At 64.4% G+C, this 16,262-nt stretch carries 14 protein-coding genes; 13 read left to right on the top strand and 1 reads right to left on the bottom strand.

Features of this window, described 5'->3' with window-relative positions; genetic code table 11:
* Positions 1-247: 247 nt before the first annotated feature.
* From SMD10_RS18755 to SMD10_RS18715, 9 genes are all read left to right on the top strand, one after another.
* Positions 248-1,309, top strand: coding sequence for an extracellular solute-binding protein (locus tag SMD10_RS18755; RefSeq protein ID WP_331687262.1), 1,062 nt, complete (start codon positions 248-250; stop codon positions 1,307-1,309).
* A gap of 235 nt (positions 1,310-1,544) precedes the next feature.
* Positions 1,545-3,053: an arabinosylfuranosidase ArfA gene (arfA, locus tag SMD10_RS18750; RefSeq protein WP_331687261.1), complete on the top strand. Its 1,509-nt coding sequence runs from the start codon at positions 1,545-1,547 to the stop codon at positions 3,051-3,053.
* A 100-nt stretch (positions 3,054-3,153) separates the two neighbouring features.
* Positions 3,154-5,058 carry an ABC transporter substrate-binding protein gene (locus SMD10_RS18745; RefSeq protein ID WP_432757276.1) on the top strand — a complete coding sequence of 635 codons (1,905 nt, stop codon included), beginning with the start codon at positions 3,154-3,156 and terminating at the stop codon, positions 5,056-5,058.
* Positions 5,059-5,105: 47 nt separating this feature from the next.
* On the top strand, positions 5,106-6,110 hold the full coding sequence (locus tag SMD10_RS18740; RefSeq protein WP_331687260.1) for an ABC transporter permease: 1,005 nt from the start codon (positions 5,106-5,108) through the stop codon (positions 6,108-6,110).
* Positions 6,111-6,114: 4 nt separating this feature from the next.
* Positions 6,115-6,975, top strand: a complete 861-nt coding sequence (locus SMD10_RS18735) for an ABC transporter permease (RefSeq protein ID WP_331687259.1) — start codon at positions 6,115-6,117, stop codon at positions 6,973-6,975.
* On the top strand, positions 6,972-7,976 hold the full coding sequence (locus SMD10_RS18730; RefSeq protein WP_331687258.1) for an ABC transporter ATP-binding protein: 1,005 nt from the start codon (positions 6,972-6,974) through the stop codon (positions 7,974-7,976). Before SMD10_RS18735 ends, SMD10_RS18730 begins: the two co-directional genes overlap by 4 nt.
* Positions 7,973-8,857, top strand: coding sequence for an ABC transporter ATP-binding protein (locus tag SMD10_RS18725; protein WP_331687257.1), 885 nt, complete (start codon positions 7,973-7,975; stop codon positions 8,855-8,857). The genes SMD10_RS18730 and SMD10_RS18725 overlap by 4 nt, the downstream gene beginning before the upstream one ends.
* Positions 8,826-9,893 carry an ArsR/SmtB family transcription factor gene (locus SMD10_RS18720; protein WP_331687256.1) on the top strand — a complete coding sequence of 356 codons (1,068 nt, stop codon included), beginning with the start codon at positions 8,826-8,828 and terminating at the stop codon, positions 9,891-9,893. The genes SMD10_RS18725 and SMD10_RS18720 overlap by 32 nt, the downstream gene beginning before the upstream one ends.
* A gap of 49 nt (positions 9,894-9,942) precedes the next feature.
* Positions 9,943-11,142, top strand: coding sequence for an FAD-dependent oxidoreductase (locus SMD10_RS18715; RefSeq protein WP_331687255.1), 1,200 nt, complete (start codon positions 9,943-9,945; stop codon positions 11,140-11,142).
* Positions 11,143-11,196: 54 nt separating this feature from the next.
* On the opposite strand, the gene SMD10_RS18710 is transcribed toward SMD10_RS18715, so the two are convergent.
* A complete protein-coding gene (locus SMD10_RS18710) occupies positions 11,197-11,592 on the bottom strand; it encodes a hypothetical protein (RefSeq protein WP_331687254.1) in 396 nt (131 codons plus the stop codon).
* Positions 11,593-11,941: 349 nt separating this feature from the next.
* Here SMD10_RS18710 and SMD10_RS18705 point away from each other — a divergent pair, with 349 nt between their 5' ends.
* From SMD10_RS18705 to SMD10_RS18690, 4 genes are all read left to right on the top strand, one after another.
* Positions 11,942-12,703, top strand: a complete 762-nt coding sequence (locus SMD10_RS18705) for an aspartate/glutamate racemase family protein (RefSeq protein ID WP_331687253.1) — start codon at positions 11,942-11,944, stop codon at positions 12,701-12,703.
* 133 nt (positions 12,704-12,836) lie between these two features.
* Entirely contained in the window at positions 12,837-13,316 is a 480-nt protein-coding gene (locus tag SMD10_RS18700) for an L-2-amino-thiazoline-4-carboxylic acid hydrolase (RefSeq protein WP_331687252.1), read from the top strand.
* Between the two features lie 169 nt (positions 13,317-13,485).
* A complete protein-coding gene (locus SMD10_RS18695; RefSeq protein WP_331687251.1) occupies positions 13,486-14,841 on the top strand; it encodes an ABC transporter substrate-binding protein in 1,356 nt (451 codons plus the stop codon).
* A gap of 135 nt (positions 14,842-14,976) precedes the next feature.
* Positions 14,977-16,257, top strand: coding sequence for a carbohydrate ABC transporter permease (locus SMD10_RS18690; protein WP_331687278.1), 1,281 nt, complete (start codon positions 14,977-14,979; stop codon positions 16,255-16,257).
* Positions 16,258-16,262: the final 5 nt, after the last annotated feature.

The following is a 16,262-nucleotide window of genomic DNA, read 5'->3' as shown; positions in this document are numbered from 1 at the left end:
CAACCGCCGTGTTTGGGATCTGGAAATGCGTCGACTGCGCTCGTGTCACTCTCGGTTTTGGCGCTCGTCACCGAGTTCAGTAAGCCAATTGGGCCGCAAATCCTACTCTCTGAAAGCAAAGAAAAGGTTTTCGTTGATACATTACGGTTCATGATCCTACCGTCAATGGGCTTGCCGCACCGGATGGTGAGACGGGAATTGGGAAGCATGGCCCTCGACGGGAGCGAGTGGGCCGGGAGAGGAAACAATGGGACAGTCCAAGAGGCGCGCAGCCATCGCTGCGCTCGGCGCGGTATTGCTTTCGGCATCCGCGAGTTCGGTCTACGCCGCTAATCTGTCGATGTGGGCCCGCGATAGCGGCGCCAGCATCATTCAGCGCGTCGTCGATCTCTGGAACAAGGAAAATCCGGATGACCCGGTCGAACTGACCGTGATCCCGGCCGACGAGATGGTGACGAAATTCGCCACCGCCGCCACCGCCGGTCAGGTGCCGGATCTTCTGTCGCTGGACCTGATCTTTGCGCCGCCGTTCATGCGCGCCGGCTTCTTCGAAGACGTCACCGACATGGTCGGGACGGACCCGAACTATGAGAACACGGTCAAGGCGCTGCGGGATCTCGGCACCTACGAGGACCGCATCTACGGCGTGCCCTTCACGCCGGAAAATTCGATCCTGATCTACAACAAGGACCTGTTCGACGAGCCGCTGTCCAATCTCGACGCCAAGCTTCGGGTGCAGATGCGCCTCGAACTCGCCAAGCTCCACCAGGAGCTGGAGACGACGATGATCTACGTGACCCATGATCAGGTCGAGGCGATGACGCTCGCCGACCGGATCGTGGTGATGGATTCGGGGCGGATCTCGCAGGTGGGCTCGCCGCTCGACCTCTATCACCACCCGGCGAACAAGTTCGTCGCCGCCTTCATCGGTTCGCCGGGCATGAATTTCCTGCCGGCCGAGCCGACGCGCGGCGAGGGGGCCACCCCGGCGGTTCAACTTCGCGGCACGCCCGGAACCCTCCCGCTGCGGGGCCGGCCGGCGACCGTGCCGGCCGGGCTCCTGGAAGCCGGCATCCGCCCCGAAGACGTCACGCTGGCCGAGCCCGGATCGGCCGGAACCGTCCTGACCGGCGCCGTCGAACTGGTCGAACGTCTCGGCAATTCGACGATCGTCTACGTCGCCACCGACCTCGGGCAGGTGGTCAAGCAGGGCGACGGCAATCTCCAGGTCAAGCTCGGCCAGCCGGTCGGCATCGGCTGGGATCCCGCCCGGATGCATGTCTTCGACGCCGCCGGCCAGGCGATCTAGCGGGCGCCGGTTTCCGCCGTCGTATTTCCCGAGCTTGTGAGCAGATGACATCCCGTCCCGGGTGGCTCCGGGCGGCCGCTTACGCGTGCGCCGACTTCCGTGAGCCAGGCGATCACCGTTTATTCCCGAATATCGGATATAGTCCGTTTCGTCAGATTTATATTGTGTCGTCCAAACGATGGGCCTATAGTATCCGATGCGTACCCGATAATGTGATACATAAGGGAGGAAGGCGTTGGACGCGCGCGCAGTGCTCAACCGCGACTTCACGGTCGGTCCGATCGACGAGCGGTTGTACGGAGCCTTTCTGGAACATCTCGGCCGGGCCATCTACACCGGCATCTACGAGCCGGGTCATCCGCAGGCCGATGAAAACGGCTTCCGCAAGGATGTGGCCGCTCTGGTGCGTGACCTCGCGCCGCCGGTGATGCGCTATCCGGGCGGCAATTTCGTTTCCGCCTACAACTGGGAAGACGGTGTCGGTCCGCGCGACCAGCGCCCGACCCGCCTCGATCTCGCCTGGCGAACCAAGGAAACGAACCAGATCGGCGTCAACGAATTCGCCGACTGGTGCAAGCTCGTCGGCACCGAGATGATGATGGCCGTCAATCTCGGCTCGCGCAGCCTCGACGCCGCGCGCAAGCTGCTCGAATATTGCAACCATCCGGGTGGCAGCGCCTGGAGCGACCTGCGCATCCGGCATGGCTGGAAAGAGCCGCACGACATCCGCCTCTGGTGTCTGGGCAACGAGATGGACGGCCCTTGGCAGGTGGGGCACAAGACGGCCTACGAGTACGGGCGGCTGGCCAACGAGACCGCCAAGGCGATGAAGGGCTTCGACAAGAGCCTCGAACTCATCGTCTGCGGCAGCTCCAATCCGCACATGGCCTCCTATCCGGCCTGGGAGGCCGAGGTTCTGGACCAGTGCTACGACTCCGTCGACTACGTGTCGCTGCACATGTATTTCGAGAACTACGAAGGCGACACGCTGAATTTCTTCGCCAAGACCGAGGAAATGGATCGCTACATCGCGACGATCGGCAGTGTCATCGACATGGTCCAGGCCAAGAAGCGGTCGCGCCACAAGGTGCGCATCTGCTTCGACGAGTGGAACGTCTGGTATCACGCCCGCAAGGACGACCAGGACCGCATGGACCGCTGGGACTGGCCCGAGGCGCCGCGGCTTCTGGAGGACGTCTACAATTTCGAGGACGTGCTGCAGGTCGCGACCATCCTCAACACGATGATCCGGCGCTCCGACGTGGTGCGCATCGCCTGCATCGCGCAACTCGTCAACGTCATCGCGCCGATCATGACCGAGCCGGGCGGGCCGGCTTGGCGCCAGACGATCTTCTGGCCCTATTACTACGCCTCGCGTTATGGTCGGGGCACGGCCTTGCAGCCGGTCGTCGACGTGCCGCGCTATGATGCCGAGGCCGCCGACGACGTGCCCTATCTCGACTTGTCCGCCGTCCATGCGGCCGACAAGGGCGAACTGACGCTCTTCGTCGTCAACCGCCACCCGAACCAGACGATGGATCTCGCCGCCGATCTCCAGGGCTTCGCCTCGGCGACGCTGGTCGAGCATATCGAGATGTCGGGTCACGATCTCCAGGCCGCCAACACGTTGGAAACGCCGGAGCGGATCGGGCCGTCGACCGGCGGCGCGAGCAGCGTCGAGGACGGCGTCCTCAAGGCAAAGCTGCCGCCGCTGTCCTATTCCGTGCTTCGCCTGTCTGTCTGACCTCTTCTGGCCTCGCCATGGGAGTGACGGCGGCCAAAACAGAAGATCCGAGACGCGAAGGAAGTGCAACTGACATTCGAGCCGAACGGGAGGATCATCGATGTCATTGAAGTTGGATCGCAGAGAATTCATGATAGGAGCCGGCGCGGTCATCGCCACGGCTCCGACGTTGGCGCAGGCCCAGGACTACATCTCCAACCTGCCGCGCAACGAAACCCTGATCATCGAGAATCCGGAAGGCACCGTCCGCAACCCGAGCTGGTTCAACGCTTGGGCCCAGGGCGGCGGCGGCGTTTCGACGGGCCTGCAGCAGCTCACTCTCGATACGCTCTGGTATATCGATCCCGAGGCGGGCCTTGACGGCGCCTGGGACAATTCGCTGGCTGCCGAACCGCCCATCTATAACGACGACTATTCGCAGATGACGGTGAAGCTGCGCCAGGGGCTCTACTGGAGCGACGACGTCGAGTTCACCGCTGCCGACGTCGTCTACACCGTCGAGTCCCAGGCCGCCAATCCCGGCATGACCTGGAGCTCCTTGATGCAGATCTGGGTCGAGAAGGTCGAAGCGACCGACGACTACACCGTCGTCTTCACGCTGAAAAAGCCCAATTCGCGCTTCCATTCCAACTTCACCGTCCGGTGGAACGCGGTCTGGATCATGCCGAAGCACGTTTTCGAAAAGGCCGATGAGCCGGGCAAGTTCGACTTCAATCCGCCGGTCTCGCTCGGCCAGTATAAGCTGCACAGCTTCGATCCGAACGGCGCCTGGTACATCTGGGAACGCCGCGAGGACTGGGATCGCACCAGCGTCGGTCGCTTCGGCGAGCCGGGTCCGCGCTACGTGACCTATGTGGACGCCGGACCGCCGGAAAAGCGCACCATCGCGCAGATGAACCACACACTGGACATCATCCACGACAACACGCCGGAGGGCATGCTGACGCTGAAACGCCAGTCGGACTCGACCGTCTCCTGGTTCAAGGGCTTCCCCTACGCCCATCCCGACCCGACGCTGCCGGCGGTTCTCTTCAACACCCAGAACGAGAAGCTGCAGAATCCGGACCTGCGCTGGGCCCTGGCGCTGCTGATCGACATCAAGCAGATGTCCATGGCTTCCTATCGCGGCGCCGCGACGATTTCGGCGATCGCCGTGCCGCCCACGGGCGTGGCGATGGAGGCGTATCAGGCGCCGATGCACGAGTGGCTGAAGGACTTCGAGCTCGATACCGGACAGAGCAAGGTCAAGCCTTACGATCCCGAGATCACCTTGCAGATCGCCGAAATGCTGCGGCCGTCGGCGGGGGACGACATCCCCGAGGATCCGGCGGAAATCCGCGCGGCCTTCGGCTTCGGTTGGTGGAAGCCCGACCCGCAGGCGGCGACGGAGCTGCTAGAGCGGGCGGGCTATACCAAGCAAGGCAACCGCTGGATGTCGCCCGACGGCACGCCCTTCTCGATCACGCTGATCTGCGAAGGCAACGCGCGTTCGGTCTTCACCCGCGCCGCATCGATGATCATCGAGCAGTGGAAGACCTTCGGCATCGACGCCAAGCTGGGGCAGGCGCCGCACCTGTTCTACGACGAATTGCCGACGGGCAACTACGAGGCGGCCATCGCCTGGAGCATCGAAACCTGGGGCGGCGATCCGGACCTGACCTTCTTCATCACCACCTGGGGATCGGAGTTCGTGGCCGAGCCGGGGCAGACCCAGACGCCGCGCAACTGGCAGCGCTGGACCCATCCGGAACTCGACGAGATCATCAAGAAGATCACCTCGGTCGATTTCGAGGATCCCAAGGGCGTCGAATACGGCCTGGAGTTCATGAAGCTGATGGTCCGCGAGATGCCGATCATCCCGCTGATGTCCTACAACGTGTTCACCGCCATGGATACGACCCACTGGACCGGATATCCCTCGCATGAGGATCCCTACACCAATCCGGTGCCGAACTGGGGCAACACCAAATACATGTTCCCCCGCCTGAAGCCGGCGAACGCCTGACCGAGCTTTGATCGGCGCCGCGGCGTAAGCCACGGAAGACGGGGGCCATGCGAAACTATCTCCTGTTCGTGCTGCGGCGGTTCGGCCAGTTCGTGCTGGTCGTGTTCCTCGGCATCACGGTGACCTTCATCATCACCCATTCGACCCCGATCGATCCGGTGGAGGTGACGATCAGTGCGGCGACCGCCTTCGGCCATTCCAGCCCGGAGGCGATCGAACTGATGCGCCAGTCCCTGACCGAACTCTACGGATTGCAGGGCTCGGCCTGGGATCAGTACGTGACCTTCTGGGGCAACGTGCTGCGCGGCGATTTCGGCCCGTCGCTGTCGGCCTTTCCGACTCCCGTCTCGGAGTTGATCGGCCGCGCCTTGCCATGGACGGTCGGGTTGCTCGCGACCTCTACCGTACTCGCCTGGGCGATCGGCAATCTGCTGGGCGGGCTTGCCGGCTATCACCGCACCAATCCCTGGCTGCGTGCCGCCGGTCTGGTGGCGATGACCATCCAGCCGATCCCCTATTACATCTCGGCCTTCGTGCTGTTGATCCTGTTCGGCTATGTCTGGCCGATCTTTCCCTTGACCGGCGGCTACCAGATCAACTCGCAGACCGGCTGGTCGCTCACTTTCATCGGCGATGTGCTGTGGCACTCGATCCTGCCGGGGGCCTCGCTGGTGATCACCACCATCGGCGTCTGGTTCATGGGCATGCGCGCGCTGGTCTCCAACATCGTCTCGGAGGATTACGTCGTCTATGCCGAGCTCGGCGGCGTGCCGTCGCGGCGCATCCTGTGGTCCTACGTGATGCGCAACGCGCTGACGCCGCAGATCACCGCCCTTGCCATGTCGCTTGGCACCATCTTCAGCGGCGCCATCATCACCGAGCAGGTCTATGGCTATCCCGGCATCGGCAAGCTCCTGATCGACGGCGTCAACGCCGGCGACTACGGCCTGGTGCTGGGCGTGACCGCGGTCTCGATCATCGCGGTGGCCGGCGCCGTCTTCATCGTGGATATCCTCTATCCGCTGTTCGATCCGCGTATCCGGTTGGGCTGACGACATGCGACGAGTGTTCCGCGATCTCTTCGTCTACAATCCCGAATTCGCGATCGGTTCGGTGCTGGTGGCGATCATCATCGTCTTTTCCGCCGCCTCGGTCTTTTCGCCCTATCCGAGCTACGCCACCTATGTCGTGGCGCCCGACGTGCCGCCCGGCCTGACCTATTGGCTCGGCACCAATTCGCGCGGTCAGGACATGGTCTGGCAATTGAGCGTGGCGTTGCGAAACACGCTGCTGTTCGGCCTCGGCGTGGCGCTCCTGAGCCGGATCGTCGCGCTCGTCGTCGGTCTCGTGTCCGGCTATCTCGGCGGCATCGCCGACCGCATCATCATGTCGATCAACGACACCTTCCTGGTGATCCCGGCCTTTCCGGTGCTGGTGCTGGTCTTCTTCATCCTGCGCAGCGACATGAGCTGGACCACCCTCATCCTTGTCATGGCGGCGCTCGGCTGGCCTTACGACGCCCGGCTGATCCGCTCCGTGGCGATCAGCCTTCGGACCCGCGAGTTCACCGAACATGCGGTCTATGCCGGCATGAGCACGCGCCAGATCCTGTTCCAGGAGCATCTGCCCTACGTGCTGCCGATCATGTTCTCGACCTTCATGAACAACATGATCTGGTCGATCGGCATGGAGATCACGCTGGCGGTACTGGGCCTGACCGACATCGGTGCGCCGACCATCGGCGTCACCATCTTCTGGGCCAATCAATACACCGCGCTCACCGCCGGCATCTGGTGGTGGATCGCGGTGCCGGTGGTGGCCGTCGTGCTCCTGTTCATCGGACTGTTCCTCCTGTCGGTCTCGATGAACGAATATATCGACCCGCGCACGCGGCTGGACCGGGTGGGCGCGCGATGACCCGGACGGATCCCATCCTCACCGTCGAGGGCTTGCGCGCCTACTACCAATTGGGTGCGTTCGGCATCGAGCGGGATGTGCGCGCCACCGACGACATTTCGCTGGAGGTCCGGCGAGGCGAGATCTACGGCATCGCCGGGGAATCGAGCAGCGGCAAGTCGACCTTCATCAAGGTCCTGGTGGGCGCCGTGCGACCGCCGCTCAACGTCCTCGCGGGCTCTGCCGTCTATCGCTTCGGCGACCAGGCGATCGACATCACCAAGGCAACTCCGGCCACGCTCTCGGCCATCCGCTGGAAACATCTGTCCTACGTGATGCAGGGCTCGATGAGCGTGCTCAATCCGGTTCGCCGCGTGAGCCAGACCTTCGCCGACTTCGCGTCCCGCCACATGGGTCTCGACCGCAAGGCATTCCGGGCGGCGACCGAGGCTCACATCGAGCGCCTGGGCCTCTCGCCGCGGGTGCTCGATTCCTATCCCCACGAACTGTCGGGCGGCATGCGCCAGCGCGTGGTGATCGCGCTCGCCACGCTCTGCACGCCGGAGTTCGTCATCGCCGATGAGCCGACGACGGCGCTCGACGTCGTCGTGCAGAAGGATGTGCTGGCGCTGATCTCCGGCGTTCAGGAGGAACTCGGATCCTCGTTCATCTTCGTCACCCACGACATGGCGGTGCACGCCAACATCGCCGACCGGATCGGCATCATCTATGCCGGGCGGCTGGTCGAAGAGGCGCCGACGCGGACGCTGTTCAAGGCGCCGCGCCATCCCTACACCACGCATCTGGTCGGCAGCCTGCCGCGCATCGGCGATCAGCGGCCACGCCCGGGCCTCGGCGGCCAGCCCCCCAATCTCGCCGATCCGCCGTCCGGCTGCCGGTTCCACCCGCGCTGCCCGCTGGCGATGGATCGCTGCAAGGTCGAATCCCCGCCGCTCGCCACGATCGGCGAGGATCATCGAGTCGCCTGCTTCGCGGTCACGGATGGGGGAGGGCGACCATGACGAAACCGCTGCTCGAGGTCGATCATGTCTTCAAGACCTTCCATTCCGGTGGAGCGCTGGGTCGCCGGCGGGTCGATGCGGTCAAGGACGTGAGCTTCACGCTCGACGCCGACGCGCCCGAGATCCTGGCAATCGTTGGCGAGTCCGGCTCCGGCAAGTCGACGCTCGCCCGCATGGTCCTGGGCGGCATGCCGGTCAGCGCCGGCGCCATCCGCTTCGACGGAGAGGATCTGTCGACGATCCGCCGGCGCGCCGACCGTCGAGCCTTCATGAAGCGCGTGCAGCCGATCTTCCAGAATCCGTTCGAGGCGTTCAACCCGATGAAGCGGGTCGAGCGCTATCTGCACGCGACCGCCGCGGGCTTCACCGAGGCAAGGACGGCGGGAGAGATCGACGCCGAGATGGACGAAGCGCTGCGCAAGGTGGGCCTGACGCTCGCCGAGGTGAGGGGGCGCTATCCGCACGAGCTGTCGGGCGGTCAGCTGCAGCGCGTCGCAACGGCGCGCGCCCTGATCCCGGGTCCCTCGCTCATCGTCGCCGACGAGCCGGTTTCCATGGTCGACGCGTCGCTGCGCATCGCCATTGTCAACCTGTTTCGCGCCCTGTGCGACGACTTGCGCGTATCTATCATCTACATTACACACGATCTGGCGACCGCGTACTATGTCAGCGACCGCATTCTGATCATGCGCCGGGGTGAGGTCGTTGAATCCGGCGCTGCGCGCCAGGTGTTGGAGGCGCCGCAGCACCCTTACTCGATCCTGCTCAAGGACTCGGTTCTTTCGCCGGACGATGCGGGCGCAGGTCGTCTGCGCCACGATCGAGAAAGACTTGCAGGCGAAGCATCCCGTGAAACCCATGCCGCCCAATGGAACGGCTGAGGCCGCCGGCAGCGAGAGCCTGACCGGGCGCCGGACGCGCAAACGGTCCGGCGTGGCGCGAACGTCGGCCGACCCCGGACTGGAGGCGGCGGAGGGGCGCAACTTTCTCACCATCGGTCCGGACGATGGGCTGCAGGTGCTGCACGGGCTGGCCTCGCCGCTGCGTCTCGATATCCTGAAGTGCCTGCATGCTCACGGGCCGCTGAACGTCAACCAGGTCTGCCAGCAGCTCGGGCTGCCGCAGTCGACGGTGGCGAGCAATATCCAGGTCCTGGAAAACGCCGGACTGGTGGTGACCAAGACCATCAAGGCGCGCAAGGGCCATCAGAAGGTCTGCTCGTTCCGGTACGAAGAGATCGTTCTTCACTTCACCCGGGACGATGCCGCGCGCGACGACGAGATCACCGTGTCGATGCCGCTCGGCCTCTACACCAGCTGCGCGGTCACCGCGCCATGCGGCCTGTGTTCCGGCCAGGGTATCATCGGTCTGCTCGACGTGCCCGACGCTTTCCTTCAGCCGGAGCGCATGCAGGCTGCGCTGCTGTGGTTCGGCCGCGGCTATGTCGAATACAAGTTTCCGAACAATGCGCGCTCCACCGGCGGCACCGTCGAGGCAATCGATTTCAGCCTGGAAATGTCCTCGGAGGTTCCCGGCACCAACACCAACTGGCCGTCCGACATCACGCTTTGGGTCAATACCATCCGGCTTGGAACCTGGACCTCGCCGGGCGACTATGGCGACAAGCGCGGCACCTACACCCCCGGCTGGTGGAAGCTCGCCGGCTCGCAATACGGCCAGCTGGTGCACTGGACGGTCCGCAGCGACGGCACCTTCGTCAACGGTGCGAAGGTCTCCGACGTCTCGATCGCCGATCTCGAACTGACCCGACACCATTCCATCCGTCTGCGCATCGGCATCGACGACGACGCCAAGCATCCCGGCGGCCTGAACATCTTCGGGCGCGGCTTCGGCAATCATGACCAGGATATCGTCATGACGCTGCAGATCGCGGACGCGGCAGCCGGCGATCGGTGACGCGGCGATCGGTGGGGGGATCGCTCTTCCGTCAGGACTGGAGACAACGATGAGCGAGCACGGCGTCTGCATCGTGGGGGCCGGACCGGCCGGCCTGATGCTCGGATTGCTCCTGGCCCGGGCGGGCGTCGGCACGACGGTGGTCGAAAAGCACACCGATTTCCTGCGCGACTTTCGCGGCGACACCATCCATCCCTCGACGTTGGAGGTGATGCACGAACTGGGCTTCCTCGAAGAGTTCCTGACGCTGCCGCATCAGAAGGCGCCGCAACTCCATGCCGAGATCGCCGGCCGATCGGCGACCATCGCCGACTTCTCGCGCCTGCCGACCCGCTGCAAATACATCGCCTTCATGCCGCAATGGGACTTTCTGAGTTTCCTGGCCGAGAAGGCGCAGGAACTGCCGACCTTCCGGCTGATGATGGGCTACGAGACCGTTGGGTTGATCGAGCACGACGATCGTGTCAGCGGTGTCCGCATCCGGCATCCGGATGGTGGGGAAGAGACGCTGGGGGCCGCCCTCGTCGTCGGCGCCGACGGGCGCGAATCCGTGTTGCGCGCTACGGCCGGCCTGGAGGTCGAGGACCTCGGCTCTTCCGTCGACGTGTTGTGGATGAAGCTGTCGCGCCGTCCCGATGATCCGGTCCAGGCCATGAGCCACGCCGGCCCGTCGCAAGGACTGGTGATGATCGACCGCGGCGACTATTGGCAGCTCGGCTACGTCATTCGCAAAGGCGGCTTCGACGGGACGCGAGAGCAGGGGTTGCCGGCGTTCCGGGCCAAGCTCGCCGCCGTCGCGCCGCTGCCGGCCGAGCGCTTCGAGGAACTGGCCGGCTGGGATCAGGTGCGGCTGCTCAATGTGCGCATGGACCGGCTGAAGCGCTGGTGGAAACCGGGGCTCTTGTGCATTGGCGACGCGGCCCACGCCATGTCGCCGATCGGCGGCGTCGGCGTCAATCTCGCCATTCAGGACGCCGTCGCCGCCGCCAACATCCTCGCCGAACCTCTTCGCGATGGAGCCTTGACGGAGGCGCACCTCGCCGCCGTCGAAGCACGTCGGCGCTTTCCCACCCGAGCGACCCAGTCGGTCCAGCTGATGATGCGGCGCAAACGCAAACCCGACGCCGCCGAACCGAACCGCAGCGGACCCCCGGCGTTTCTGCGTGCCATTGCCCGCTCGCGACTGTTGCCGCATCTGACCGGACGGCTGATCGGCATAGGCTTCCGCCCCGAGCACCTTCGCCACTGAGCGGCGCTCTGGCGCCATGCCGTCGGGCCGGCGCCTGAGCCAACTCCCGCGATGTCAGCCGGTCGCGTCCAGTCGGCGCTGCGCTCGCTCCTGTGCCTCGATCTCGTCCCGCAGAGCACGTCGGACGGTCTCCGCATTGGAGGCCGACAGGTCGGCCGTCATGGAATCGAGCGCCTGGCGCGCATCGTCGAGGTTGCGCATCGCCCTGAAGAGCGCTTCGCGATGCTGAGTATGAGCATCATAGAGCGCCATGAAGGTCGGGTTGGAACCGGTGTGCGGCCTCGGCGCGGCATTGGCCTTGGCCAAGCTTTGCGCGGCGGCCTGTTCGGCCTCGCGCACCACGGCCTGCAGCTTTTCGACGGTCTCTGCGAGGGTGCGATACTGGCGTCGTTTCTCTTCGGACAGTGCGCTCGTAAAGGGATGACCGCCCATGGCGGTGTAATGGATCATGCTGTCCGCCTCCTACCCGATCTGACGCCCACGACTCATACCGACGCTCGAGGTTTGCTACCTTGGCGTGCGCCATGTGGCAACCCCTACCTCGAGAGTGGAAATTATACCTGAATATAATAATCAAAATTGAGGCGACCAATCCGATCCTAGGGACTTTTATGGCCGATCTATGCCATGCCAGGGAATGACGCCGGTCCCTCGGAGGTGTCGGCGAAATGATTTTCGACAAAAGTGCGTTTCGGCGCAATGTCGTCTATCGTTTCTGTCGGAATGCAGCTCAGAATCCCGACACTTTTCATCCTTCTTCGGTCAATCTGCCGACCGACTCGAAATGACGGAGGCGGACGTGCAACGGACAATCGGCTTGATCGGCGGCATGAGCTGGGAAAGCACCGTGGTGTATTACAAGGAGATCAACGAAGAGGTCCGGCGGCGCCATGGCCAGTTGCGCTCGGCCGACATGGTGCTGCGCTCGGTGGATTTCGAGCCGATCGTCGCCTTGCAGAAGGCCGATCGCTGGGACGATGCGGCAAAATACCTCTCCCGGATCGCCGTCGAACTCACCCACGCCGGGGCCGAGTGCATTCTGATCTGCACCAACACCATGCATCTCGTCGCCGACGCCGTGGCGGAGCGCATCGACGTGCCGCTGATTCACATCGTCGACGAAACGGGCTGGGCGCTGCAGGCGGCGAATGCCCGCAAACCTCTGCTGTTGGCCACCCGCTATACGATGGAGCAGGGGTTCTACCGCGACCGTCTGCGCCGCAATTTCGGGATCGAGGCGATCGTTCCGGACGAGCGGGGTCGGACGACCGTTCACGACACGATCTTCGAGGAGCTGTGCTGCGGCGTGATCTCAGAGACCTCGCGGCAGGCCTATCTGGAGGTGATCGAGCAGGGCCGGGCCCAGGGCGCCGACAGCGTCATCCTGGGCTGCACCGAAATCGGTCTGCTGATCGGCCCCGCGGACACCGACCTGCCGGTCATCGATTCCACCAAGGTGCATGCCCTGGCGGCGGTCGACTTCGCCGACGGGGTGTCGAGCGATCCGGAAGCCGGCGAGGCACGCCGCGACGCCCGTCTCGATGCGGTGGCGGCGTCCTGATCGGTCTTTCTGGCCGGGATCTTCCTTATTCCGAAGCCGGAACGGGATCGGCCTTGGCGGCCGGGTTGGGGCCGGATAGATCTATGGGAACGGCTCCAGCCCATAGGCGCCGGCCCGTAGGAGACATGCCCGGATGGCCCTGTCGATCATCGAACGTCGTCGCATCGAGGCCGAAATCCTGAAGGAGGTCTACGACGTCCTGATCGAAACACAGGGCGTCGACGCGGCGCGTCGCACCGTCGGCGAGGCCGCCTCGCGCTCGGCGGTCAAGCAGGGGCAGCGGTTTCGCGACGAACTTGGCCGCGAGCCAGACCTGAGGGACTTTGCCGACATCCTGCCGAACTGGACGGCCGAAGACGCGCTGCAGATCGAAATTCACGAGACGGCGGCCGACAGGCTGTCCTTCGATGTCGTGCGTTGCCGCTACGCCGAGATGTATCGGGCCATGGGTCTGGGCGCGATCGGGCACCTCCTGTCCTGCAATCGCGACGGCCAGTTCTGCGTCGGCTACAATCCGAAAATGAGCCTGGAGCGCACCCAGACGATCATGCAGGGCGCCTCGCATTGCGACTTCCGCTATTCCCTGGCCGAGGGCGAGCCCGCGGACGAGTGAACGGCGCCGGCGAGGTTCGGCCCCGGCTGCCATCGTCTGGACCGTAGCCTTCGCCTTTCGGCAACATCCTCGGCCGACGCGTTATCAGCGTGTCATATAGAAACGCTATCACCCCCGTCGTTGCACGCGCGTGCAAACACGATTGCGAGTTATGTCAGAGGGGCGATCCATGACCACGACGAAGATGCTATCCCGCGCCGCGATCTCGGCCGCGCTTTTGTGCGCGACGGCGATGACGGCGGCTGCCGAAGACCACACCATCACCATATGGGCCGGCGGCACCGGCGATTCGGCGCACTACCGCATCGACGCCATCAAAATGGCGGCCGACCTCCTGCAGCGCCAGGCGGCCGTTCGGGGCGAAGACCTCAAGATCACCGTCGAGAGCCAGGTTTGGAGCGGTTGGGACGACTTCAAGCAGGCGATTACGCTGGCCGCCGAATCCGGCACCGCGCCCAACATCATCGTGTCCGGCCACGAGGACATCGGTCCTTGGTCGCAAGCGGGCATCCTGCGGCCGATCGAGGACTATGTCGATTTCGACGCCTGGCCGCTCAGCCAGCTCTATGACAACCTGATCGACGTCGCCAGCTACAATGGTCAGATCTGGGGCATTCCCCAGGACGCCGAGGCTCGCGTCTTTTTCTTCTCGCGCCCGGACCTGAAAGCCATCGGCTATTCGGACGCGGATATCGAGGCGCTGCCCGAGCGCGTCCGCACCGGCGAATACACGCTCTATTCCATGCTGGACGATGTCAAGAAGATGCAGGACGAAGGTGTCGTCGAGCCGGGCAAGGGCTTCGCCCCGCGTCCGGTGAACGGCCCCGACTATTGGCAGTTCTACCAAAGCTTCGGCGGCGAGATGGCCGATCCGGAGAGCGGCAAGCTCATCTTCGATCGCCAGGCGCTCACCGACATGTATCAGTTCTTTGTCGACGCGGTGGCGAAGGGCGTGGTGCCTGCCACCTATCTCGGCACCGATTGGGACGACTGGCATCGCAACGTGGCGGCCGGAAAATATGGCACCTGGCACGGCGGGACCTGGCACTATGCCCAGTGGACGGGCCAGTTCGAGCTGCACGATTTCTTCGACAACGTGGTCGCATCGCTGATTCCGGCAGGCAACGAGCGCGGCCGCGCCAATTCGATCACCCATCCGCTCGTCTATCTGCTGTCGACCACCGGCTCGGACGACGATGCCGCGCTGGCGGCGGAGCTGATCTCGATCGCCTCGGAACCGCGGATCAACGCGCTGCACGCCGTCGCGTCCGGCCACCTTGCGATCGGCTCGGAGGAGACCAAGATCCCGTTCTACTACAACGACCGCTGGACCTCCGAGGCCACCGAACTCCTGCTTCCCTATACCAACGCCATTCCCAACAACGCTGATTTCGGCGTCTTCTGGACGGCGATGTACAAGGGGTTGGAAGCGGCCTGGACCGGCACCTCGTCGGTCGAAGAGGCGGTCGCGGCGGCGGAGGGCGAAGTGAAGTCGGCCCTCGGCGACGACATCGTCATTCAGTAAGCCGCCCTCATGGTCGAAACCGCCTCCACCGCCCGAGGCCTCCGGCCGGACGCTCTTGCGCGTCCGGCCGATCGGGCTTCGCCGGGCAGCCGCGCCGCAAGCGCCGCCCACCCGAAAACGAGCCTGTTGGGCTTGATGATGATCGCCCCGGCGGTGCTCCTGCTGGGTGCCTTCTTCGTCGTCCCGGCTCTGCTGACGGCCATCTTCTCGTTCACCAACATGAGCAGCGCCACCGGCATCAGCGGCGGCGCCTACGTGATCAGCAGCAATCTGCTGCGGGATTTGAACGGCACCGGCATGGCCCGGCAAACGCTCGAAGAGCTCGGCGGAAAAACCATCCTCGTCGATGAAGCGGGGATTGCGGCGGCTCGTGCCGCCGGCGTCGACGAGAGTTTCCTCGGCGACATCGAGGCACGGCTCTTCGGCAAAGCCTTCGATGACGATCGCGATTTCAAGCGCGCTCTGCAGGACCTGCCGCACCATCCGCGCGGCATTCGCGACCTCAAGCGGGCCATGGAGCCGTTCAGCCGTTCCATCCTGAACACGCGGTTTTCGTCCCGCGACGAGGCCGCCGACGCGATCCGCGGAGTGGCGCCCGATATCGGTGCCGCCGAACTCGAGACGATCCTGGAGCGCAGCTACACTGGCTGGGTCTGGACGGCGGACAATTTCAGCCAGCTCCTGAGCAAGCCGGAGACGGTGCGGGTCGTGCTCAACACCGCCTTCTACGTGTGCTGCACGTTGGCCTTCAACGTGCTGACCGGATTGTTTCTTGCCGTCACCACCTTCTACCTGCCGCGCCGCGCCGGTTCCTTCTTCAATGCGCTCTGGCTCCTGCCGAAGATCACGCCGGCGGTGCTCTACGCGATCCTGTGGAAGTGGTTCACCTGGGACAACGGCTTCCTGCCCATCGTCGCCGAACATCTGGGGTTGCCGGCCTTCAACTACATGAAGGGCTCGGTGCCGACCGCGTGGACGATCGTCATCCTGGTCAACGGCTTCGTCGGCGCCTCTCTGGGCATGATCCTGTTTTCGGGAGCCCTGCGCGCCATTCCTCCACAGCAGCTCTGGGCGAGCGAGGTCGACGGGGCCAGCCGCTGGCAGCAGGTTCGTCGCATCATCCTGCCGCAGATGCGCTGGCCGATCCTGTTCTTCACCTGCTACCAGACGCTGTCGCTGCTCTCCTCCTACGAGCAGATCTGGCTGACCACCGACGGGGGACCGGGCCGCACGACGACGGTGTGGGCGCTGGAAGCGTTCCGGACGGCCTTGTTCGATTACACCGGCAATCTGCGTTACGGCCTCGGCGCCGCGATGGCGCTGATCCTGGTCGGCGTCGGCCTCGTCGCCTCGATGGTGCTTCTACGCCTGTTCCGTTTCGGCGACTTGGTCGAGAAGCCTCGGATCGAGATTTAGGAGCG

The sequence above is a fragment of the Consotaella aegiceratis genome (assembly GCF_036541425.1).
GTDB lineage: Bacteria > Pseudomonadota > Alphaproteobacteria > Rhizobiales > Rhizobiaceae > Consotaella > Consotaella aegiceratis.
Note: the sequence above shows the minus strand (reverse complement) of the source record. Positions and strands in the feature narration are given on the sequence as shown.